We start from the raw sequence: 21,456 nt of genomic DNA, 5'->3' as shown, positions 1-21,456 counted from the left end.
AAAAACTTGCGTCTTATTAATTATACTATCATTACAAATCATCAAAATGCTCAATAGCTTCAGAAAGGTTTTTCACGCCAAAGATTTGCATTCCTGCGATACCACCTTTTGGCATATTGGCCGCTGGAACAATGGCACGTTTAAAGCCATGCTTAAATGCTTCGTTGAGGCGCTCTTGCCCACTCGGTACGGGGCGGATTTCCCCCGCCAATCCTATCTCGCCAAAGACCACAACATCTTTCGGCAATGGTCGGTCACGGAAGCTAGAAATCAAGGCCATTAATAGTGCTAAATCCGCACTGGTTTCAGTGACCTTCACACCGCCAACAACATTAACAAACACGTCTTGGTCAGCCATTTGTAACCCACCATGTTTATGTAAGACGGCAAGCAACAACGATAAGCGGTTCTGCTCTAAACCAACCGCAACACGGCGTGGATTTGCAAGTTGGGAATAATCGACCAAAGCTTGAATTTCAACCAATAAAGGCCGGGTACCTTCCCAAACAACCATAACTGAACTACCAGCGGTATCCTCTTCCCCTCTTGAAAGAAAAATCGCCGACGGATTGCTCACTTCTCGCAGTCCTTGTCCTGTCATTGCAAATACGCCAAGCTCATTAACCGCACCAAAACGGTTTTTATGGCTACGTAAGGTGCGGAATCGACTGTCGGTACCGCCATCTAGCAACACCGAACAGTCAATAATGTGTTCTAACACTTTTGGACCTGCAAGTGTGCCATCTTTGGTCACGTGGCCCACGATGAATACTGCGACATTGTTTTGCTTAGCATAACGAGTTAACGCCGTTGCAGACTCGCGGACTTGAGCCACACTACCGGGAGACGATTGAACATCTGAGACATGCATAACCTGAATCGAATCAATGACCATGATCTTAGGCTGCTCTTTTTCTGCGACTTGGCAAATACGATCGACGTTGGTTTCTGATAGCATTTTTAAATGCTCTTTCGGCAGACCGAGTCTTGAAGCCCTCATCGCAACTTGTTGTAACGACTCTTCACCTGTAACGTATAACGTTGGCATCTGAGACGATAACACGCACATAGTTTGCAGCAATAATGTCGATTTACCCGCACCTGGATTACCACCAATCAAAATAGCCGCTCCTGGGACCACTCCGCCCCCCAGCACACGATCAAGCTCCTTAAAACCACTGCTAAAACGAGGCACATCTTGTAGATCGATCTCAGACAATGTTTGAACCTGAGTCTCACCACTATTTCCGGCATAACCTGTCAAACGTTCATTTCTTGCAGCGGCGGGTGAAGCCGCTAACCTGACTTCACTGATCGTATTCCAGCTACCACATGCATTACATTGTCCTTGCCAACGAGGGAAGTCTGCACCACAGTCATTACATACGTAGGCTCGTTTTGCTTTTGCCATGAGTCCTCAAATTTATTTACTTGTGACAATAAACGGGTTATTCATCGTCATTTTGACTTGATTAGCCGTAACATATCACTAAAGATCTTTATATCAAGGTCGATATGATTAGGTATGGAATACTCTAACAGAAATGTATGCAGCAATCTGAAATACTCTCATTGGCGGAAAGACTAATTCCAGCCTACAACTCTGATGATTTTAATTTCGTTTTATCACAAATGACGGAAGGTGAAGCGCCGTCTGTCAAAATTCTGGTAAAAATGGAGTTGAATCGAGTCATGGCACCATGCTCGAAGAGTATAGATCTGCGCGGCCGAGTCCAAGGCGAATGCCGTGAATACGAATTAGATGGGATCAAACACTGGCTGGATGATGTCGCCTTTAATGCCTATCACAAAAATACACGCAAGTTTGGTGGTTACACCGAAGGTGTGTGGGAAGCGTTATGCAATACTCGAAACAACTTCCGCGTAATGCAACAACGAGGAAAACTGAAAAACAAAGGTCTAAGTAACGAAGACCATCAGTTTGAAGTTGAACCCATCACACTCGGCTACGATTTAAAGCGGCGAGAAAACCGGCTTAAACTCTCTTCTCAAATTGAAATCATGCTCCCTCGAGATCAACTCGTACATGCCGTAACGGTTGATGTTTCCCCTTCTGGTGCTCGTTTCAAAGTTCCGACTGCATTTGACTATAAACTCGGCGAAGTGATTGAAGTCACCTATGTTGAGCTGGCAAAACATTCTGAGATTTACGAGATTGCGGCACCGCTTCAATACCGCATTGTGGGCATTGATGAGTCTTATGAGAATGATGCCGTAAAGTTTTTGCGCGTATTGAGGCTAACAGAGACCAACGTCATTGAACAAGTGATTCAAGAAAACCTTCAATCGGATTCGCTTAAAGCTCGACACGATAATCAAGACAAAATCATCCGAGCTAGAACAAGAGGCTACGAGCACGCCTACCTAAAGCACACTTGCAATTTACCTGTCTTTTTTAGTGGCAATGAGTTGAAGTTGGTGCTCATGACAGAGAACAACAAGCCAATATGGCAGTACTGGCACGATGAACGTAACCAACAGACTTTAAGCAGTTTATTTCATAAAGAAAGAATGAAGCACTTAACAATGCCGGGCCTTAGAGGCAGCAATAATGTGCTCTACTCCTTCACCCATGAGCATCAAAATAAGAAACTATTTTTCTCCATGATGATGCCTGAAGCTTCACGAGAAATTCGTCAGTTGTTTTGGCATGTTGGAGCAAAAAAAAGTTGTTGGAAAGCCTTTCGCTTATCTGTTTTTGAACTGTCTGAGGAAGACAAAACCCAGCTTGCCCCTCACACATCTGAGCTTCAGCTAAACAATGATGAATTGACACATTGTGGTTTCTTGCAAGAGATCTCTGACTCATCCATGGGTAGAGACTACATTCTGACCGAAAAACCTAGGTTACCAACAAACACACTTAATCAATTCATCCACTCACGTCAATCGACTTCGCAGCCTGCCTGTCTCTACTTTGATGCAAAGTCACGACGTAGAGAGCCACGCTATCAGTTCCGCTCCCCATTAACATTAACTTATTCTAACCAGCAAAATGCTGGCGTCACCGTTGATATATCTAAACATGGCTGCAGTGTTGCGTTGGCAGAGCCAAGTAAGCTCAAAGCGGGAGAAAACTGTTTCGTCAATTTCCGTGAACTTCAATTGTATGACAAGTCACTACCTTTGGATGCCGTCCCTTATAAAGTGATACGGATCAGCCCGGGTGGGAAACAACTTCAATTAGCGATTCACGAAGACAGCCATACGAACAAAACCATCGCATTTTTTGGTGCCTTAATCGACCACAATAAAGAGAAACTCAATGCGAAGAAAGAGCTGTTGCCTAGTAATGAGTTACTTGAAGGATTGCATAATATCTTGCTCGACAAAATGGTCAGTACGCCACTGTTTTTCGAGAAAAAAGGGGGGAACTTAAGTCCTAGTATTATTGGAGTGAACTACCCACTCCTACCTCACCTTGCCCTGCTTGCCAAGCTGGGACAAGAGCAAAGCTTCTCCGTTGAGCCCATCTATAAAGGACGTACCAATACCCTACTTGCAACGCCAATGAAGCGTATCGAAGGGGCGGAACCTCAATATCACGAACTGTACCTTTCCGCGCTAAAATTTGGCACACGAATTCAATCGTTGGAGACCAAACTTGCCAGTGATTTTGAGTCAATCAAAGAGCGAATTAGCTTTATTAAAAAGGCACAGGCGATGGGCGACTTTTATGCGCTACGAATTTGTGGTGCGCCAGTTTTTGAACCCATCACCGCCTTGTTACGAAAAGACATTGAAGAATTAACCCAGATCAGCATGCATCAGGCAAGAAGCTTAGAGAAAGAAATAGCCACCATTGTTGGCTATGGCGAGCTGATTGATATCACCGAAGAAGTACTTATTCGACTCGAACTGACCAAATAAAAAAGCGAGGACTTATGCCTCGCTTTCTATTTAAGGTGTTGGTTTCCAGCTTAATTTCTTCTGTTTGGCTAACATGGCAGATAAGACACACAATACCCCGCCAAGTCCAGCATAGCGCACTGCAACCTGTGCCTGCGCTTCAACTTTAGGTTTTGCATGATACGCAACGCCTAATCCAGCCGCTTCCATCATGACCAGATCATTTGCACCATCACCAACAGCAATAGTGTTGTGAACTTCTACGTCATATTGCTCTGCAAGCTGAACTAAAATGTCAGCTTTAGTCTGTGCTGAAACCACCTCTCCCAATACACGTCCGGTGAGCTTACCGTCGATAATTTCCAGTTGATTAGACTGAGCATGATCTAAGTCGAGCAAGGACTTGAGATGATCAGAGAAGTAGGTAAAGCCGCCTGACGCGATCGCTGTTTTCCATCCAAATTGATGTAGCGTCGCCACCAGCTCTTTTAAATCTGGCATCAGAGGTAATTCTGCACGAACCGACTCGAGGATACTTTCATCCGCCCCAGCTAACTTTCCAACACGCTGGCGTAAACTTTGCTCAAAGTCGAGCTCTCCTTGCATCGCTCGTTCAGTCACTTCAGAGACTTCTTCACCAACGCCTGCGAGCTTAGCAATTTCATCAATACACTCGATCTGAATGGCTGTTGAGTCCATGTCCATGACGATCAAACCGGGCTTAGATAAATCTGGCACCTCTGTTAAACGCGCATAGTCCAGCTCCAGTGCTTGAAGAATTGATTCATGCTCTTGAGTTAGCTCTACGCCCATAAGCGCAACTTCATATTTTCCTACTGCCCATACATCCACAACAGGAGTATAGTCACCAACGAAGAAGTCGATGTCTTCAAAGTGCTGTGGTGACAAGAATTCACCGTAGATAATCCAACTCGCTTTTGCTTTATCAAACTGGGTAGCAAAACGGGTTTCAGGAAGGCGATTAAGTAAAGTAGTTTGACGACGAATAGAGAATGTCTTCAACGTTTCCATGTAATTAAATCCTTATTTAAACTCCCAACAACTTACCCTATTGCAATTTACAAACGCAAGTCTCAATATTCTCTATAGTATGAATATTCCGTATAGGACTGTTATGGATACTTCTTTATTTTCATTTCGCATGGCTTTGAGGGTGTTAGCCATTCTATCGCTGATCGCAATGGTCGGAGTGATTGGTGTCAACAGCGTCAAGATCACCAAAGGTAATGAGCAAATTCAAGCGAATCAGCTAGAAACATTAACCAAGGTGCTGATCTCTCAAGCGTCATTGTCCGCTAGCGAGATGATCATTCAACAAGATCAAGAGCGTCTGCTGAAACTCACCAACCAGCTAGCGAAAGATAATTTGGTGTTTGATGCCGCGATCTACGACTCTGAAGGGGTACGCCTAGCTGCAAGTGACACATCAAAATCGGTACGAGAGATCTTAGGGCTTGATACGCCACTAGAAACAGCACGAATTGGCCGTCAACAACTGGTTGAACCGATCTTACATGACAGCAGTATTATTGGCTTTGTCCGCATTACTTTTGAAACAGGAAAAGTCACAGCGTTTTCGGATCATTACTATCGCAAAAGCGATCGTTACATGTATTCAATGGTTGGAATGAGTTTTATCGGCGGGTTACTACTAGCGTTTGTCCTACGCAGAAAACCTCGAAACAAAGGGGAAAACCTCCTACTCAAAAATGTCTAACTGATATAAAAAAGCCTCAGCAATTGCTGAGGCTTTTTTAATTTTCTTTAGTTATTCTGCGTCACCAAGCAATACAGAATCTAAGGCAATGATCATCATGTCGTTAAACGTGGTTTGACGCTCATCTGAAGTGGTTTGCTCACCTGTTTTTATGTGGTCTGAAACCGTACAGATAGTCAGAGCTTTCGCACCATATTCCGCACAGACGCCGTAGATGCCTGCCGCTTCCATTTCAACACCGACGATGCCGTACTTGTCCATGACGTCGAACATTTCTGGATCCGGCGTGTAGAACAGCTCTGCTGAGAATAGGTTGCCAACTTTAACTTCAATACCACGTGCTTTCGCTGCATCTTCTGCTGCACGCACCATCTTGTAGTCTGCAATCGCTGCAAAGTCGTGGCCTTTAAAGCGAATACGGTTCACTTTAGAGTCAGTACACGCGCCCATACCAATCACAACATCGCGAACTTTGATATCTTCACTTACCGCACCACAGCTACCCACTCGGATAATTTTCTTAACACCAAAATCTTTGATTAGTTCAGTCGCGTAGATTGAACATGACGGAATACCCATACCGTGGCCCATAACAGACACCTTACGACCTTTGTATGTACCAGTGAAACCATACATGTTACGTACATCGCACACCTGTACTACGTCCTCTAGGAAGGTCTCTGCGATGTATTTTGCTCGCAATGGATCGCCCGGCATAAGAACAACATCTGCAAATGCACCCATTTCTGCGTTGATATGTGGAGTTGCCATGATTCAATTTCCTTTTCTTAATCGGAGTAAGTTAGCAATAAACAAAAGAATAGAGGGACAAGCCCTCTATTTAAATCAAACTATTTGTAATTACAGGAAATTCTTCCCGTATTCCATAGGAGAGGTACCAAAGTAACTCGCCAAGGTTTGGCCGATATCAGCAAAGCTATCACGACGACCCAGTGAACCTGCTGGCACTTTTTTCCCGTAGACAATGACAGGGATATGTTCACGTGTGTGATCAGTACCCGGCCATGTAGGATCACAACCGTGGTCAGCGGTAAGAATTAACAGGTCATCTTCTTCCATCAACTCCATTACTTCATGGATACGACCGTCAAAGTACTCTAGCGCTGCTGCATAACCAGCTACGTCACGACGGTGGCCGTAAGCTGAATCGAAATCAACGAAGTTAGTGAATACGATAGTATTGTCACCCGCTTCTTTGATTGCTTCTTTGGTTGCTTCAAATAGAGCTGGAATGCCCGTTGCTTTGGTCTTTTTAGTGATACCACAGCCAGCATAAATATCAGAGATCTTACCGATTGAGTGAACTTCACCGCCCTTCTCATCAACTAGCTTCTGAAGAATCGTTGCTGAAGGTGGCTCAACTGATAGGTCACGGCGGTTACCGGTACGTTCAAACTGGCCTTTACCTGGACCGATGAATGGACGAGCGATAACACGGCCAATGTTGTACTCTTCAAGCTCTTCACGTGCGATTTGGCACAGCTCTAGAAGACGGTCTAAGCCAAATGTTTCTTCATGACATGCAATTTGGAATACAGAGTCAGCAGACGTATAGAAGATGGGTTGGCCAGTCTTCATGTGCTCTTCACCCAGATCATCAAGAACCTGTGTACCTGACGCGTGACAGTTACCTAGGAAGCCGTCTAGACCTGCACGCTCAAGAATGCGGTCTGTTAGCTCTTTCGGGAAGCTGTTTGCTTTATCAGTAAAGTAGCCCCAATCAAACAGTACAGGCACGCCTGCAATTTCCCAGTGGCCAGATGGAGTATCTTTACCAGAAGAAAGCTCAGCCGCATGGCCGTATGCACCGATGATTTCAGCGTCAGCGTCAAGGCCAGGAGCAAAGCTGCCTGTTGACTCTTTGTGCGCCATCGCTAGGCCTAGCTTAGATAGGTTAGGTAACTTAAGTGCGCCGCTACGGTCTGCGTTGTCAGCCAAACCTTTGTCACACTGTTCTGCGATGTGACCTAGGGTGTCAGAACCCACATCACCAAAATCTTTCGCATCAGCGGTTGCACCGATACCAAATGAGTCTAAGACTAAAATAAATGCTCTTTTCATTGCTCTCTTCCTTTAACTGGCCGAGAGCAAAAGCTCAATCGACCAATCTAATTAATATTATGCTAATCCCTAAATAATTGGAGTTGCAGCTAGGCGACAAGAAAATTCAGCCCTATGAGCATAGAGGCTCTATGTGATTAGGGTGAATTTTCGCCGTCAACAACGCTGCAACTTCAAGTATGACGGGATTAAAGGTCTTCCGCGCGAATCTGACGATATACCTCTGGCGTTGGCGTATATTCGCCACCAATCGTAATCGCCGCTTTCAGTGCATTCGCCGCTTCTTGCCACTGCTCTTCATTGCGAGCGTGGATCACAGCTAGAGGCTTGTCACTAGACGCTTGTTCACCCAAGCGAATAAAGTCATCAAAGCCGACTGCGTAGTCGATCACGTCAGTTGCCACGCGGCGACCACCACCCATAGAAACAACTGCCATACCGATTGCACGGGTATCCATTGCTGAAACGACACCAGATTCATCAGCAAAGACTGGCTTGATGATTTCTGCTTTTTCTAGGTAGTTGTCGTAGTTTTCTACGAAATCTACTGGGCCACCAAGGCCTGCAACCATCTTGCCGAAGCACTGTGCCGCTTTACCGTTATCGAGTACTTCCATCAGTTTTGCACGCGCATCTGCTGTGTCATCAGCAAGTTTTGCCAATACCAACATTTCAGCACATGACGCCATCGTCACTTCTAGTAAACGAGGGTTACGGTATTCACCGGTTAGGAACTGAACCGCTTCACGAACTTCTACTGCGTTACCCGCTGAAGAAGCCAGTACTTGGTTCATATCAGTTAGAATTGCGGTTGTCTTGGTGCCGGCACCGTTTGCTACCGCTACGATTGATTTCGCTAGCTCTTCAGATGCTTCGTAAGTTGGCATAAACGCACCAGAGCCTACTTTTACATCCATAACTAGAGACTCAAGACCCGCAGCCAGTTTCTTAGACAGAATTGACGCTGTGATAAGCGAGATGTTGTCTACTGTCGCGGTAATATCACGAGTCGCGTATACACGCTTGTCTGCAGGTGCTAAGTCACCAGTTTGACCGATAATCGCCACGCCTGCGTCTTTTGTCACATCACCAAACACTTCGTTGGTTGGTGTGATGTTGTAGCCTGGAATTGACTCAAGCTTGTCTAGCGTACCGCCAGTGTGACCAAGGCCACGACCAGAGATCATAGGAACGAAACCACCACATGCTGCCACCATAGGGCCAAGCATTAGTGAAGTTACGTCACCTACACCGCCGGTTGAGTGTTTATCAACGATTGGGCCGCCAAACTCTTTGTGGCTCCAATCAATCACCATGCCAGAATCACGCATTGCACACGTCAGTGCGATACGCTCAGGCATTGTCATTTCGTTGAAAAAAATTGCCATTGCAAATGCTGCGATCTGACCTTCAGACACTTCATTTTTTGCAACGCCTTGAATGAAGAAGTTGATTTCTTCGGCTGTTAGAACTTCGCCGTCACGCTTTTTACGAATAATTTCTTGAGGTAAGTACATTAGATCCTCCCATGCTTTGAACAGCAAGGTTGTAAGGTAAAGAGGTAATGTGGAGCAGCAGGTCGCTACTCCACCAAACAGACTTTGTCATTATTTACTCTCAAACTATTTGGCGTTGCAGCTAGGCGACAAGTAAGTTCATTCCTATGAGCATAGAGGCTCTATGTGATTAGGATGAACTTACGCAGTCAACAACGCTGCGGCGTCAAATAGGACGAGAGAATTAGTAAGCTGCTGGGTCAGCAGTCTCGTCTGTTACTTCTAATGTATTAAGTAGGTTAGTTAGCAGGCTTGACGCACCGAAACGGTAGTGACGAGCATCAACCCAGTTGTCACCTAGGATTTCATCAGCCATTGCTAAGTACGCTTGCGCGTCTTCAGCTGTACGTACACCACCAGCTGGTTTGAAACCAACCGTTTCTGCAACGCCCATATCACGAATCACTTCAAGCATCATGCGAGCGTATTCTGGAGTTGCGTTTACTGGCACTTTACCCGTTGAAGTTTTAATGAAGTCTGCACCCGCTTTGATACAGATTTCAGAAGCTTTCTTAATTAGTGTTTCTTCTTTTAGTTCACCTGTTTCGATGATCACTTTAAGAAGGATGTCACCACATGCTTCTTTGCATTGCTTCACTAGTTCAAAGCCAACTTCTTCGTTACCTGCCATTAGAGCACGGTAAGGGAATACTACGTCTACTTCGTCCGCACCATAAGCGACTGCCGCTTTTGTCTCAGCAACTGCGATTTCGATGTCGTCGTTACCGTGTGGGAAGTTAGTTACGGTCGCGATGCGAACGTCTGGTGTACCTTGCTCACGAAGTGTCTTCTTAGCAATAGGAATAAAGCGAGGGTAAATACAGATTGCAGCTGTGTTACCTACTGCTGATTTTGCGTCATGACAAAGTGAGATAACTTTCGCATCAGTGTCATCATCATTCAGCGTAGTTAGGTCCATTAGTTTAAGTGCACGTAGTGCTGCTGCTTTTAAATCGCTCATTTCTATCTCCGATCAATATTCAAAAATTTCACTACTCAGCCCACGGCACTCCACCGTGAGTTTATGGCTAAACAGTCATTAATGAACGGACTTGGTTCCTTGAAGACTCGGTATATACAGCGAATGAAACACCTCTAGCAACATTGCTAAAAGGGTTGCGTATACCAATTGCTATCCTTGTCACCGCACAGTACCAGTTTGGTCTATGGCACAACAATCTGTGATTGCGGTGTCTAACATGTATATCGCCAGCGCTCATCATACTCCTTGTATCAATCAGCGCTAGCTAAAAAACTTCTCAATAATCCATTGATAAGTAATGCCACCTAAGTACACCCCTACAATGCCCATCACACCAGATAACACTGGGGGAGCAGGTATTGGCAACCTAATGGCAGAAAACAGGATTCCGACAACAAACCCAGCTAGGGTTGCGAGGATAACTTCATTCATGAGTTCTACCCTACTTTCTATAGACATATACATTATAGATATTTATCGCAAAACTGTAGTTGCTCATAGAGCGCAAACGGTTTGTATCTCAAAAAAGGTTTTGTTCAACGTTTGCTCAATCTTATCGATATCCAAACGCAGTGAATTTATCGCCTAAATCCAATTAGGCTGATGTATTTCTAAGTATTTTGTTCGCGAACAAAGGCAACAAGAATATGACTCCCAAGGTGTTTCATTTCACTAAATGATTGGGGCGAATATTCGCAGTTAACATCGTTAGCAAGCAAAAAACGACGAAATAAAAAATAAAAAAGCCCCGTAGCACACAACGTGTGACTACGGGGCTTTTTAAAACGGCGTCTATATAATCTTTCGCTTAATCAATTAGAAAGACAGGAAGAAGCCAGCGATTGTCGCCGCCATTAGGTTAGATAGCGTACCAGCTGCAACCGCTTTAACACCCATACGTGCGATGTCGTGACGACGGTTTGGAGCTAGACCACCTAGACCACCTAGTAGAATCGCGATAGAAGAAAGGTTTGCGAAACCACATAGAGCGAATGCGATGATTGCTTGAGTCTTCTCAGACATTACGGCACCTGTTGCTGCAACAACTTGAGCGTTCTCGCCAACGTAAGGTACGAAGTTTAGGTAAGCTACGAATTCGTTAACAACTAGTTTCTGACCGATGAATGAACCAGCAACTGTTGCTTCAGCCCATGGAACACCGATTAGGAATGCTAGAGGAGCGAATAGCCAACCTAGAAGTAGTTCTAGAGTTAGGTTTTCCATACCGAACCAACCGCCAACGCCACCTAGGATACCGTTGATTAGCGCGATTAGACCGATGAATGCTAGTAGCATTGCACCAACGTTAAGAGCTAGTTGTAGACCAACTGATGCGCCGCCTGCTGCTGCGTCGATAACGTTAGCTGGCTTGTCTTCACCACCGTCGATGTCATCACCTAGACTCTCATCTGGCGTGTCAGTTTCTGGTTTGATGATTTTAGCGAATAGTAGACCACCTGGTGCTGCCATGAATGATGCTGCAACAAGGTACTCGAGAGGTACACCCATAGATGCGTAACCTGCTAGTACACCACCAGCAACAGACGCTAGACCACCACACATTACTGCAAATAGCTCAGATTGAGTCATTTTAGGAACAAACGGACGAACCACTAGCGGAGCTTCTGTTTGACCTACGAAAATGTTAGCTGCTGCAGACATAGACTCGGCACGTGAAGTACCTAGTGCTTTTTGTAGACCGCCACCAAGAATCTTGATAACCCACTGCATCACACCGATGTAGTAAAGTACAGAAATTAGCGCAGAGAAGAAGATTAGCGTTGGTAGTACTTGGAAAGCAAAGATGAAACCGATACCGTCAACTGAGAAGTTAACTAGGCTGCCGAATAGGAAACCAGTACCGTCTTTACCGTAATCGATAACGTTCTGTACACCAGCTGAAAAACCAGCCAGAAGGTCACGACCCCATGGTACGTAAAGAACGAAACCACCGATGATGAATTGGATAGCAAATGCGCCACCCACAGTTCTTAGATTGATAGCTTTGCGGTTATCTGACAGTAGTAATGCAATTCCTAGCAATACTGCCATACCGACTAGGCTCATAAACAGGCTCATAGTTTATGACTTCCTTATATGTTATTTGTTGGCGTGTTACAAAATGGAGCTCAAAAGCGTGGGCAATTATACTCACCCGACCGAGGATAAAGTAATGCCGCCTTCACACTTTCTTATAAGATTCATCAAGCATTCACCCAATAATGTGAATATTGTCACTATTCAGTCGAAATAGCGTGACCAAATGAACAATATATTTCGAAACTATTCACAAATATTGAACGCCAGATTGCTATTTTTCCAAACGTTTTCAGCAATCGTTTGCGTAGAAGTATTCTTTAACAATGCGAGCTCACGCAATATTTTACTCAGGTTTTGGGGATGGTTGGGCTTGCCTTGCTCATTCATAAGTGGCATGTCGGGAGAATCTGTTTCTAACACCAAAGCATCAAGCGGTAATTGCGCTATCGCTAAGCGCGTTTTGTTGGCTCTTGGATAAGTAATCACGCCACCGACACCGATATAAAAACCAAGCTCAACAAACTGCATTGCTTGTTGGTAGCTCCCGGAAAAACCATGCAACACCCCTCCGTGGATAAAACGATGTTTCTTCAGCAGTTGAATAAGGCGATTGTGGGTCTTTCTTGCATGTAAAATCAGAGGAAGTTGAAAAGACTGCGCTAATTCAATTTGACGAACAAAAAGGCGCTCTTGAAGAGCCAAATCCATTTCTATCATGGCATCTAAACCGCACTCACCAACAGCGACACAATGCTCACTACGATTCGTTAACCGTTGTTCCAATGTAGTGAGGTCTGCAAGACTTTGGCCATCAATAAAGTACGGATGAATCCCTAATGCGTAATAGATAGATGCATACTGCTTCGCCAGTTTATCAAGCTCCTCCCAATTGGAAGCTCCGATTGAAGGGATTAACAAACGCACAACGGCTTGCTGCTGTGCAAGGTTTACATGATGAGTAATATCATCTGCAAAGGGGGAGAAATCGAGGTGACAGTGCGTATCAAAAAGGCGCATTTTCATTGCGCCTTGTTGTGCTTGTGACTTTGTTTGGAAGAATTCGGCTCTGAACGATATGGCACGCAGCTTCGCTTATTTTCTGGTGTAAGCCCCATAGACACACACCAAGCATCATACTTTCTCAATAGTTGTTTTAGCCACGTAACCATAATTCTTCGCTTATTGCTCTTCGCGTTTAAAAATCAATTCGGTTGGCGTTGATTCCGCTTCAACAAAGTAATAACCCGCAGTGCTAAATTGAGTTAGATCCGCCACACTCGCGATCTTGTTTTCAATAATATAGCGAGCCATCATGCCTCTCGCTTTCTTAGCGTAAAAGCTGATCACTTTATATTGACCATTTTTACAATCTTTAAAGATAGGCGTGATCACTTGAGCATCCAGAGACTTTGGCTTCACAGCTTTAAAGTATTCATTAGAAGCAAGATTGATTAAAACATTGTCACCTTGCTCTGCGATCGCTTGATTCAGCTTTTCCGTGATCACATTGCCCCAAAACTGATAAAGATTACTTCCTTTATCATTAGCGAGCTTGGTCCCCATCTCAAGACGGTACGGCTGCATCAGATCTAACGGCTTTAATAGACCATATAACCCTGAGAGCATACGAAGGTGCGTCTGCGCATAATCAAAGTCATCTTCGGTTAGGCTTTGCGCATCAAGACCCGTGTAGACATCCCCTTTAAACGCTAAAATCGCTTGCCGAGCATTATCAACAGTAAAATTCTCACTCCACTCTTGAAAACGACCGACGTTTAAATCTGCAATCTTATCACTCACCTTCATTAAGCTAGCGACATCTGCTGGGGTCAGTTTGCGGCACACTTCAATCAACGCCTTAGAATACTCCACTAGCTCAGGCTGTGTGTATTTCTCAGTCGCTAAAGGCGATTCATAATCCAGTGTTTTCGCAGGGGAAACGACGACTAACATGACTTTACTCTATCCATTTATAATCTTATTGCTTATAGGTTACAAAAAAAGCCATGCATTGTCTGCATGGCTTTTTGAATCGTTCTAATAGACATTATCTATAGCTTATATAAAGAAACCACCGTTAGGAACAAAGTCACAACACGCCGTTTCTAATATAACTGTGATATTAGTCCTTCTTATTTTGGTCCCAAATACCGTCTTCTAGCTGAGATTTAAGCTCAGGGAAGTCATTTGAATCAAATGTCGGTACTTTGCCTTCTTTAAGCTGACGGTTATAGTCTTTCGCAAGCTTAATCACGATACCGGATAGCAACAAGATAGCTACCAAGTTAACAATCGCCATCAAGCCCATAGACACATCGGCAAGTGACCAAACAACGGGTAATGAAGCAAGTGCCCCAAACATCACCATACCTAAAACAATAACGCGGAAAATACTTAGGCCCGCTTTATGATTATGCTCAAGGAAAATCAGGTTGGTTTCCGCGTATGAGTAGTTCGCAATAATAGATGTAAATGCGAAGAAGAAAATGGCAACCGCAACAAAAATACTGCCCCATTCACCAACTTGAGAACTCAATGCATTTTGAGTTAACTGAATACCGGTGACCTCACCATGAGGTACATATTCACCAGACATTAGAATGATCGCTACCGTTGCTGAACAGATAACAATGGTATCCATGAACACGCCAAGCATCTGAACATAACCTTGAGATGCAGGGTGTGGTGGGTAAGGTGTTGCAGAAGCAGCAGCATTTGGCGCAGAACCCATACCGGCTTCGTTAGAGAATAGACCACGTTTAATACCATTGATCATCGCTTGAGCTATCGCATAACCTAAACCACCAGCAGCTGCTTCTTGAAGACCAAAGGCACTCTTAAAGATAAGAGAAACGACCGCTGGAACCTTCTCAAGGTTCATAAACATAACGAACAAAGCAAGTGCTAAATATGCCAGCGCCATAACTGGAACAACCAACTCAGCAACACGTGCAATTCGCTTGATACCACCGAAGATCACAATAGAAGAAAGCAATACAACCGCAACACCAACATAGATGTCTTCCCAACCAAACGCGGCATGCATCGCATTGGCAATCGAGTTAGCCTGTACTGCGTTAAATACCAAACCAAAAGCAATGATCAAGAAAATAGAGAACAATACACCCATCCAGCGCATGCCCAAGCCTTTTTCCATGTAATAAGCTGGACCACCGCGGTAGTTACCATCATCGTCTTTGGTTTTGTATAGTTGCGCTAGCGTACTTTCGGCAAACGAGGTCGCCATACCAAGCATTGCAATCAGCCACATCCAGAAAATTGCACCCGGTCCACCGGCAGTTAATGCAACCGCCACACCAGCCATGTTACCTGTACCAACACGAGCAGCTAAACTCGTACAAAGTGCTTGAAATGAAGAGATGCCCGCTTTGTCTGCTTTACGGCTGTTTTTTAACACAGAAAACATGTGACCAAAATGGCGGAACTGAATGAACCCCAACCGAACCGTAAAGTAAATTCCTACACCTACTAAAAGATAAACCAGAATAGACCCCCAAAGCAGGTCATTCATCAAGTTAATTAAGTCTGTCATAAGATCCTCATAGTGAGTTTTCGCTGATCCCCGCTTCCAAGCCATCCATCTGGCTGCTCAACTAAGTGTCAATGAATCTTAGTTATTATTTGTAGTATGCAGCAGCCGAGATATGTAAAACTCGCTTCATGCTTCCCTTTTACGTATCAGCGTATTTTTGACGGGCGGATAATGCAGGTAAGCCATACAAAAATCAATACGCAACAAGTATCGCACAATTGTTATTTTTCACTAGAAAGTCACCTAAAATTAACACAAAAAAATACAAGAAAAGCACAAGCATAGAACAATAAGATAAAAAATTAACAACGCCTAACGTTGACGAATGAACACAAAGTTACCGCCCAGCTATCCGTCACTAACCCCCGAAACTATAAGGCATATTGATTTCTCCCACGGCATAAGAAAAAAGCACAAAAATGTAAACAGTGCATAAAAAATAGCCAAAAGCTTCAACGGTTAATCATGAGAATGAAAGCGCACTGTCATTAACATTAAAAAAAGTAAAATTTAAACGTTTGCGTGAATTCAAACGCTGTTTTATTCACCAAAAATCTACACGAAATTTGTGACCACCTAACAATATTCAGTTAAAAAGTTCATTCAAACGTAACAAATGAGAAACGAATCAAAGTTACGCTCCAAACTCAATGGTATTAAAAAAGCTCCTTCATGGAGTGATAAATACAACAACAAAGAGGTAGCTTATGGATGGCTTAGATTTCGAACAATTCATGGAGATGGACCTTCCAAAATCACGTACACGTAGCAAGCCAGTGAAACGTAAATGGAGAGAGATTGAAGCAATTAAAGATAGGCAGCGTTTGAAACGTGAGCTTATGGATATGGACGTCACCTACGACAACTTAGAAGATATCGATATTTAAAAAAATAGGCACCGTATGGTGCCTATTTTTACTTTGAATAGTTTTAGATACACTCGCTATCGGTTTGTCTCACTCTCTGAGCGAGCTGTTTGTATTGCTCAGCGATGGTATCCCCAAAGACAGGATCATCTTCAACAACTAACCACAGTTGCTCAACCGTCTGCCAATCTTGTGTCGAAAACTGTTTGCTGATCAAAGGCAAAACGGAGTGCTCTTCCATTTCAAGATGGCTTTTCTGCGCCTTCAAAAAATCCTCCAGTTGCTCCATAAAGATATTTTGTGGAACGACTGCGTCTTGAAGAATCATCTCTATCACAGCAAGAAAAGCATGGCTCTTTTCAGACAAGCGGATATGCTCTTCTTCCAAGTTTACGATGTCTTGCTGATCACCATAATGTTTAAGGTAATACTGGTACAGAATATCTTCTTTTGGATGGTGCACTTTTTCAGAATGGTCTGTTAAGTAATCAACGATCTCTTTTACTAAGCTGTAGTTGATTTCTTTTTCCTGTTTCAATAGCGACAGTTTTTCCCTGAGGATCGCCAGTAAACGCACCATATAACCATGCTCACGTCTGATTCTCTCAATCATCATAGCGTCTCTCCTTAACACTTACTTCTAGTAAGTGTATATAGATGTGTGCCAGTTTGCTTTGAGACTGTTCGAAAAACGAGCAAGTTATCCTGTAATCGAATTCTTACATAATGTTCTGCGGGAGATGCCACGTAATCGGTGTTTTCCCTTGCTGACTCAATAGCTGGTTTGCCGCAGAGAAATGTTTACAACCAAAAAATCCGCGATGAGCAGATAATGGTGAAGGATGCGGCGCAGCTAATACATGATGTTTGTTGCGATCAATAAAGCGGCCTTTCTTTTGCGCATGCGAACCCCAAAGCAAAAATACCACACCGCTTTGATGCTGATTAATAGACTCAATAACGCGATCAGTAAAGGTTTCCCATCCTGTCTTAGAATGTGAATGTGCTTTTCCTTGCTCCACTGTTAGCACGGTATTGAGCAGCAACACTCCTTGTTCAGCCCAACTCTGAAGGTAGCCATGATTGGGAATTTGAAATCCCTCAATATCTTGAGCGAGCTCTTTGTACATATTGACCAATGAAGGTGGCGTTTTCACTCCCGGCAATACTGAAAAGCAAAGGCCATGAGCTTGATTTGGCCCGTGGTAAGGATCTTGCCCTAAGATCACCACTTTCACATCTTGAAACTCTGTCGCACGGAACGCATTAAATACATCAGCTGCTGGCGGATAAACCACCTTGCCTGATTGCCTTTCTGACTCCACAAATTGAAGGGTTTCTTGAAAGTATGCTTGCTGTTTTTCCTGACCGATTACATCTTGCCACGTCTGAGCCTGAGTCATATTGAATATCCTGCGAGTGAATTCTAGAGATCATTTTCTCAGAATTCACCCGAGGAACAAGTTGAATTTAATGTTGTTTCTGAGGAATGCGATAATGCCCCTGTCCCGATATATGGCGATTGGGAACTGGGAAACGAGCCGGTCTAACGGCAGCAAAGTGAGTAGCAAATGGCATAGCAACCTCCTTAATCGTGATTTAGTTATGCTATGTTCACCACCACTTATGAAAGATTGATGCCAATTATATGAATTACCTATTTAAGCTTTTGATTGTATATCAAAATCCTTAAGCGCTTGAATTTCATCACTCCAAAGATCGGGATTAATTGTTTCAAGAATCAAAGGGATACCGTTAAAACGCTGATCTTTTGCTATATACTCAAAACAATCCCAACCAATTTCCCCATGCCCTAATGAATGATGCCTATCAACGCGGGCGGCAAATTCTGTTTTTGAATCATTAAGATGCATCGCTCTTAAATAGTGCATCCCCACAACACGGTCGAACTCGGCAAATGTAGCATCACATGCTGCAGGACCACGCAAGTCATAACCAGCGGCAAAGGTGTGGCATGTATCAAGGCAAACACCAACCCGTTCTTTGTTCTCAACTTGAGCAATGATTTCCGCGATATGCTCGAAACGCCACCCTAAGTTACTCCCCTGCCCCGCGGTATTTTCAATAACGGCCACAACGTTTGGCACCGCTTGGTGCGCCAAATTAATTGACTCAGCAATTTTGGCTAAACATTCTTGCTCTGATATTTTTTTTAAATGGCTACCTGGATGGAAGTTCAGCAATGTTAAGTCCAGCTGCTCACACCTTGTCATTTCATCAATAAAGGCCAGTCTTGATTTATCGAGCTTCTCTTGCTCTGGCGCTCCTAAATTTATTAAGTAAGAGTCATGCGGCAGGATCTGCTCACTGAGGTATCCCAGTCGCTTGCAGTTTTCTTTGAATGCACGAATCGTATTCACTTCTAACGGTTTTGCAGCCCATTGCCTTTGATTTTTAGTAAACAAAGCAAATGCCGTGGCTCCAATTTCAGCCGCTCTAAGTGGTGCTTGATCAACCCCACCAGCTGCCGACACATGAGCACCGATAAATTTCTTATTTTTGCACTTTCTTTCAATTGTCATTTAATCACTTTTTACTTTCAGAAATGCCACGCTAGCATGGGATATCGCTTATACCAGCTCAAAAAACAAACTTCAAATGTAGTAAAATTACAACATTTCTGGCATTTAACTAATTTTTATAGTTTAAAATATATTGTAATCACTATGTTTTTAAAGATTTTATTGATTTAACTCAATGTTTTCACCATGAGAAATTTAAGGTTTTTAGTTGTTTTTTTGACTTAAATCAATATTAAAATAGTGGTTATCCGCTATATAATACGTAGCTCAACAAAATTCGAAAATTAACACCAATAACACCACGTTTGTGGACTAGGAGATAGTGATGATCCAAGGTATTCAAATTACTAAAGCAGCAAATGATGAACTTCTAAACTCTATCTGGCTACTAGATAACGAGAAAGATGAAGCACGTTGCGTTGCTGCATCAGCAGGCTATGACGCTGACCAAGTAGTTTCAATCAACGAACTAGGTGAATATGAAAGCCGTGAAGTTTCAATCGAAACAGCACCACGCATCGAAGGTGGTCAACACCTAAACGTTAACGTTTTAAAACGTGAAACACTTGAAGATGCTGTAGCTCACCCAGAGAACTACCCACAGCTAACTATTCGTGTTTCTGGTTATGCAGTACGTTTTAACTCACTAACCCCAGAGCAGCAACGTGACGTTATCGCTCGTACTTTTACTGAATCACTATAATATTTAGTCAATTCAATTTAAAAACGGCGCTCATTGAGCGCCGTTTTTTTATACATATTGCATATCAATTGCACAAATAATCAACACCACTCACATCTTGGCCTGTTCTTACTCTATATATAAAGTTTTTTGTTTACTTAACTAATTAAGAGACTATGTTAATAAACAAATAACTTTACTAAATACATCAATCAGAAATCATCCATATTACTTTCATGCAGTAGTTTAGGAGGAATAATGAAAACATACGTGGAGCACGCCAATATTACGGTCAACAACCTTGAACAGACCATCCATTTTTTACAAACCGCTCTTCCCGACTTTAGCGTGCGATATCAAGGGATGAATACAAAACGTTGGTGCCATATCGGTACTGAGCAGCACTACCTTGCTCTTCAGGAAGCTGAACCAAAATCGCAACCTCACGCGACACGTACACCCTATTTTAATCTAGGTATCAATCATATAGGGCTTGTTGTGTCAGACATTCAAGCGGTCTCAAAAAGACTGCTCGCAGCGGGCTTTCGCGACAACCACGACATGGAGATAGAGCCTCATCGAACTCGCTTTTATGCTTTTGATGATAACGGTATTGAATGGGAATTTATCGAGTATCAAAGTGATGTTCCAGCCCAACGCAATCTATACGAGGAACAGGTATGAAAAAGAAAATAGCGATTGTCTTTTTTTCCCAGCAAGGGGCTGTACGGCTGTTAGCACACAGCATAGCAGAAGGCATTCACTCTCAAGGCGTGGAAATCGAATTACTTGAAGTGTTAGGACAAGATATTAACGCAGGCCGCTATCAAAATGACGAGCTGCTAAACACAATCGATCACTGCGATGCCGTCATTTTCGGTAGTCCTACCTACATGGGTGCACCAGCGAGTCAATTTAAAGCCTTTATGGATGCAAGCAGTGATAAATACGCAGTCAAAGCGTGGCGCAACAAGTTAGCCTCCGGTTTTACTGCAGGTGGCAGTATTAATGGTGACCAACAACAAACCTTGGCCAGTTTTATTACACTCGCATGTCAACACGGGATGCTTTGGGCAGGAATGGATACTTCTGAGCATACGGACGATCTCGGGCTCAACCGCACTGGCGCAAGCTTAGGGTTAGTTGCCAGCCCCGACAAGAATAGTCAAGTTCATCCAGTTGATCTGGACACGGCATTTTATCACGGTCAACGAGTCGCTAATTTAATCAACCAAGGAGACGCTCTATGAATCAATTTATTTTCCAAATGATCCGCAGCTTAATTGCTTTGAGTTACCGTAAGGCATTACGCCATTGCGAGTCTTCAACCCACTCTCTTTACCATATGTCGAAGCAACTTCCACCCCACCTCAAGGTTGATGTTGGGCACTCAGATTTTGGCCAACAAGAATTGGTATGCAAATCCAATGCTCGGAGCATAATGAGAAAACAATTAAAATCATTACGTCAAGCACAGAATGTTGCTTCATGCTCTTTTTGCCTCAGCCAATCTGTCAGTAAACAATGAGCCATGACATCCAGCT

22 protein-coding genes are annotated in these 21,456 nt (G+C 43.6%); 7 read left to right on the top strand and 15 right to left on the bottom strand.

Annotated features, from left to right (window positions below):
* Nucleotides 1-31: 31 nt before the first annotated feature.
* Nucleotides 32-1,411 carry a DNA repair protein RadA gene (radA, locus tag ACQEXU_RS05035; RefSeq protein WP_427009922.1) on the bottom strand — a complete coding sequence of 460 codons (1,380 nt, stop codon included), beginning with the start codon at nt 1,409-1,411 and terminating at the stop codon, nt 32-34.
* Between the two features lie 137 nt (nt 1,412-1,548).
* Between radA and ACQEXU_RS05030 the strand changes: the two genes are divergently transcribed.
* Entirely contained in the window at nt 1,549-3,891 is a 2,343-nt protein-coding gene (locus tag ACQEXU_RS05030) for a PilZ domain-containing protein (RefSeq protein WP_367987193.1), read from the top strand.
* A gap of 30 nt (nt 3,892-3,921) precedes the next feature.
* Here ACQEXU_RS05030 and serB read toward each other — a convergent pair whose 3' ends face one another.
* Nucleotides 3,922-4,902, bottom strand: coding sequence for a phosphoserine phosphatase (gene serB, locus ACQEXU_RS05025; RefSeq protein WP_367987194.1), 981 nt, complete (start codon nt 4,900-4,902; stop codon nt 3,922-3,924).
* A 103-nt stretch (nt 4,903-5,005) separates the two neighbouring features.
* On the opposite strand from serB, the gene ACQEXU_RS05020 reads away from it, so the two are divergent.
* Nucleotides 5,006-5,608, top strand: a complete 603-nt coding sequence (locus ACQEXU_RS05020; protein ID WP_427009921.1) for a YtjB family periplasmic protein — start codon at nt 5,006-5,008, stop codon at nt 5,606-5,608.
* Nucleotides 5,609-5,659: 51 nt separating this feature from the next.
* Here the strand turns inward: ACQEXU_RS05020 and deoD are convergent, their stop codons facing one another.
* The 10 genes from deoD to ACQEXU_RS04970 form a co-directional block, all read right to left on the bottom strand.
* Nucleotides 5,660-6,379, bottom strand: coding sequence for a purine-nucleoside phosphorylase (gene deoD, locus ACQEXU_RS05015; protein WP_005473519.1), 720 nt, complete (start codon nt 6,377-6,379; stop codon nt 5,660-5,662).
* 90 nt (nt 6,380-6,469) lie between these two features.
* Entirely contained in the window at nt 6,470-7,690 is a 1,221-nt protein-coding gene (locus ACQEXU_RS05010; RefSeq protein ID WP_427009920.1) for a phosphopentomutase, read from the bottom strand.
* 188 nt (nt 7,691-7,878) lie between these two features.
* Nucleotides 7,879-9,207, bottom strand: a complete 1,329-nt coding sequence (gene deoA / locus ACQEXU_RS05005; protein ID WP_427009919.1) for a thymidine phosphorylase — start codon at nt 9,205-9,207, stop codon at nt 7,879-7,881.
* Nucleotides 9,208-9,430: 223 nt separating this feature from the next.
* Nucleotides 9,431-10,207: a deoxyribose-phosphate aldolase gene (deoC, locus tag ACQEXU_RS05000; protein ID WP_427009918.1), complete on the bottom strand. Its 777-nt coding sequence runs from the start codon at nt 10,205-10,207 to the stop codon at nt 9,431-9,433.
* A gap of 282 nt (nt 10,208-10,489) precedes the next feature.
* Nucleotides 10,490-10,660 carry a XapX domain-containing protein gene (locus ACQEXU_RS04995; protein ID WP_427009917.1) on the bottom strand — a complete coding sequence of 57 codons (171 nt, stop codon included), beginning with the start codon at nt 10,658-10,660 and terminating at the stop codon, nt 10,490-10,492.
* Between the two features lie 384 nt (nt 10,661-11,044).
* The gene (locus ACQEXU_RS04990; protein ID WP_427009916.1) at nt 11,045-12,307 is read right to left on the bottom strand and encodes a NupC/NupG family nucleoside CNT transporter; all 1,263 of its coding nucleotides are present in this window, start codon (nt 12,305-12,307) and stop codon (nt 11,045-11,047) included.
* Between the two features lie 204 nt (nt 12,308-12,511).
* On the bottom strand, nt 12,512-13,285 hold the full coding sequence (locus tag ACQEXU_RS04985; RefSeq protein WP_427009915.1) for a TatD family hydrolase: 774 nt from the start codon (nt 13,283-13,285) through the stop codon (nt 12,512-12,514).
* Between the two features lie 2 nt (nt 13,286-13,287).
* Entirely contained in the window at nt 13,288-13,437 is a 150-nt protein-coding gene (locus tag ACQEXU_RS04980) for a DUF5363 family protein (protein ID WP_427009914.1), read from the bottom strand.
* Nucleotides 13,438-13,447: 10 nt separating this feature from the next.
* On the bottom strand, nt 13,448-14,221 hold the full coding sequence (gene yaaA / locus ACQEXU_RS04975; protein WP_427009913.1) for a peroxide stress protein YaaA: 774 nt from the start codon (nt 14,219-14,221) through the stop codon (nt 13,448-13,450).
* A 169-nt stretch (nt 14,222-14,390) separates the two neighbouring features.
* Nucleotides 14,391-15,821, bottom strand: a complete 1,431-nt coding sequence (locus tag ACQEXU_RS04970) for an alanine/glycine:cation symporter family protein (protein WP_427009912.1) — start codon at nt 15,819-15,821, stop codon at nt 14,391-14,393.
* A 707-nt stretch (nt 15,822-16,528) separates the two neighbouring features.
* Here ACQEXU_RS04970 and ACQEXU_RS04965 point away from each other — a divergent pair.
* Nucleotides 16,529-16,708 (top strand): DUF3545 family protein, encoded by a 180-nt coding sequence (locus tag ACQEXU_RS04965; RefSeq protein WP_367987205.1) that lies wholly within the window; start codon nt 16,529-16,531, stop codon nt 16,706-16,708.
* A 43-nt stretch (nt 16,709-16,751) separates the two neighbouring features.
* Here ACQEXU_RS04965 and ACQEXU_RS04960 read toward each other — a convergent pair whose 3' ends face one another.
* The 3 genes from ACQEXU_RS04960 to nfo form a co-directional block, all read right to left on the bottom strand.
* The gene (locus ACQEXU_RS04960) at nt 16,752-17,303 is read right to left on the bottom strand and encodes a hemerythrin domain-containing protein (RefSeq protein WP_367987206.1); all 552 of its coding nucleotides are present in this window, start codon (nt 17,301-17,303) and stop codon (nt 16,752-16,754) included.
* Between the two features lie 103 nt (nt 17,304-17,406).
* Nucleotides 17,407-18,090 (bottom strand): uracil-DNA glycosylase, encoded by a 684-nt coding sequence (gene ung, locus ACQEXU_RS04955; RefSeq protein ID WP_367987207.1) that lies wholly within the window; start codon nt 18,088-18,090, stop codon nt 17,407-17,409.
* A 258-nt stretch (nt 18,091-18,348) separates the two neighbouring features.
* Nucleotides 18,349-19,230, bottom strand: coding sequence for a deoxyribonuclease IV (gene nfo / locus ACQEXU_RS04950; protein WP_427009911.1), 882 nt, complete (start codon nt 19,228-19,230; stop codon nt 18,349-18,351).
* A 325-nt stretch (nt 19,231-19,555) separates the two neighbouring features.
* Here nfo and grcA point away from each other — a divergent pair, with 325 nt between their 5' ends.
* From grcA to ACQEXU_RS04930, 4 genes are all read left to right on the top strand, one after another.
* Nucleotides 19,556-19,933, top strand: a complete 378-nt coding sequence (gene grcA / locus ACQEXU_RS04945; protein ID WP_427009910.1) for an autonomous glycyl radical cofactor GrcA — start codon at nt 19,556-19,558, stop codon at nt 19,931-19,933.
* A gap of 237 nt (nt 19,934-20,170) precedes the next feature.
* Nucleotides 20,171-20,596 (top strand): VOC family protein, encoded by a 426-nt coding sequence (locus tag ACQEXU_RS04940; RefSeq protein WP_427009909.1) that lies wholly within the window; start codon nt 20,171-20,173, stop codon nt 20,594-20,596.
* Nucleotides 20,593-21,162 (top strand): flavodoxin family protein, encoded by a 570-nt coding sequence (locus ACQEXU_RS04935; protein ID WP_367987211.1) that lies wholly within the window; start codon nt 20,593-20,595, stop codon nt 21,160-21,162. The genes ACQEXU_RS04940 and ACQEXU_RS04935 overlap by 4 nt, the downstream gene beginning before the upstream one ends.
* Nucleotides 21,159-21,440 carry a hypothetical protein gene (locus ACQEXU_RS04930; protein ID WP_367987212.1) on the top strand — a complete coding sequence of 94 codons (282 nt, stop codon included), beginning with the start codon at nt 21,159-21,161 and terminating at the stop codon, nt 21,438-21,440. Before ACQEXU_RS04935 ends, ACQEXU_RS04930 begins: the two co-directional genes overlap by 4 nt.
* Nucleotides 21,441-21,456 lie beyond the last annotated feature (16 nt).

Source organism: Vibrio sp. TRT 21S02 (assembly GCF_050113675.1).
Lineage (GTDB): Bacteria > Pseudomonadota > Gammaproteobacteria > Enterobacterales > Vibrionaceae > Vibrio.
Note: the sequence above shows the minus strand (reverse complement) of the source record. Positions and strands in the feature narration are given on the sequence as shown.

Excerpts from the sequence above, each read along its gene's own strand:
- deoC (WP_427009918.1), bottom strand. The coding sequence starts at position 10,207 with ATGAGCGATTTAAAAGCAGCAGCACTACGTGCACTTAAACTAATGGAC.
- ACQEXU_RS04930 (WP_367987212.1), top strand. The coding sequence starts at position 21,159 with ATGAATCAATTTATTTTCCAAATGATCCGCAGCTTAATTGCTTTGAGT.
- serB (WP_367987194.1), bottom strand. The coding sequence starts at position 4,902 with ATGGAAACGTTGAAGACATTCTCTATTCGTCGTCAAACTACTTTACTT.
- ACQEXU_RS04970 (WP_427009912.1), bottom strand. The coding sequence starts at position 15,821 with ATGACAGACTTAATTAACTTGATGAATGACCTGCTTTGGGGGTCTATT.
- ACQEXU_RS04965 (WP_367987205.1), top strand. The coding sequence starts at position 16,529 with ATGGATGGCTTAGATTTCGAACAATTCATGGAGATGGACCTTCCAAAA.
- ACQEXU_RS05030 (WP_367987193.1), top strand. The coding sequence starts at position 1,549 with ATGCAGCAATCTGAAATACTCTCATTGGCGGAAAGACTAATTCCAGCC.
- ACQEXU_RS04995 (WP_427009917.1), bottom strand. The coding sequence starts at position 10,660 with ATGAATGAAGTTATCCTCGCAACCCTAGCTGGGTTTGTTGTCGGAATC.
- deoA (WP_427009919.1), bottom strand. The coding sequence starts at position 9,207 with ATGTACTTACCTCAAGAAATTATTCGTAAAAAGCGTGACGGCGAAGTT.
- ACQEXU_RS05010 (WP_427009920.1), bottom strand. The coding sequence starts at position 7,690 with ATGAAAAGAGCATTTATTTTAGTCTTAGACTCATTTGGTATCGGTGCA.
- ACQEXU_RS04935 (WP_367987211.1), top strand. The coding sequence starts at position 20,593 with ATGAAAAAGAAAATAGCGATTGTCTTTTTTTCCCAGCAAGGGGCTGTA.
- nfo (WP_427009911.1), bottom strand. The coding sequence starts at position 19,230 with ATGACAATTGAAAGAAAGTGCAAAAATAAGAAATTTATCGGTGCTCAT.
- grcA (WP_427009910.1), top strand. The coding sequence starts at position 19,556 with ATGATCCAAGGTATTCAAATTACTAAAGCAGCAAATGATGAACTTCTA.
- deoD (WP_005473519.1), bottom strand. The coding sequence starts at position 6,379 with ATGGCAACTCCACATATCAACGCAGAAATGGGTGCATTTGCAGATGTT.
- ACQEXU_RS05020 (WP_427009921.1), top strand. The coding sequence starts at position 5,006 with ATGGATACTTCTTTATTTTCATTTCGCATGGCTTTGAGGGTGTTAGCC.
- ACQEXU_RS04980 (WP_427009914.1), bottom strand. The coding sequence starts at position 13,437 with ATGGTTACGTGGCTAAAACAACTATTGAGAAAGTATGATGCTTGGTGT.
- yaaA (WP_427009913.1), bottom strand. The coding sequence starts at position 14,221 with ATGTTAGTCGTCGTTTCCCCTGCGAAAACACTGGATTATGAATCGCCT.
- ung (WP_367987207.1), bottom strand. The coding sequence starts at position 18,090 with ATGACTCAGGCTCAGACGTGGCAAGATGTAATCGGTCAGGAAAAACAG.
- ACQEXU_RS04985 (WP_427009915.1), bottom strand. The coding sequence starts at position 13,285 with ATGCGCCTTTTTGATACGCACTGTCACCTCGATTTCTCCCCCTTTGCA.
- ACQEXU_RS04960 (WP_367987206.1), bottom strand. The coding sequence starts at position 17,303 with ATGATGATTGAGAGAATCAGACGTGAGCATGGTTATATGGTGCGTTTA.
- radA (WP_427009922.1), bottom strand. The coding sequence starts at position 1,411 with ATGGCAAAAGCAAAACGAGCCTACGTATGTAATGACTGTGGTGCAGAC.
- ACQEXU_RS04940 (WP_427009909.1), top strand. The coding sequence starts at position 20,171 with ATGAAAACATACGTGGAGCACGCCAATATTACGGTCAACAACCTTGAA.
- ACQEXU_RS04990 (WP_427009916.1), bottom strand. The coding sequence starts at position 12,307 with ATGAGCCTGTTTATGAGCCTAGTCGGTATGGCAGTATTGCTAGGAATT.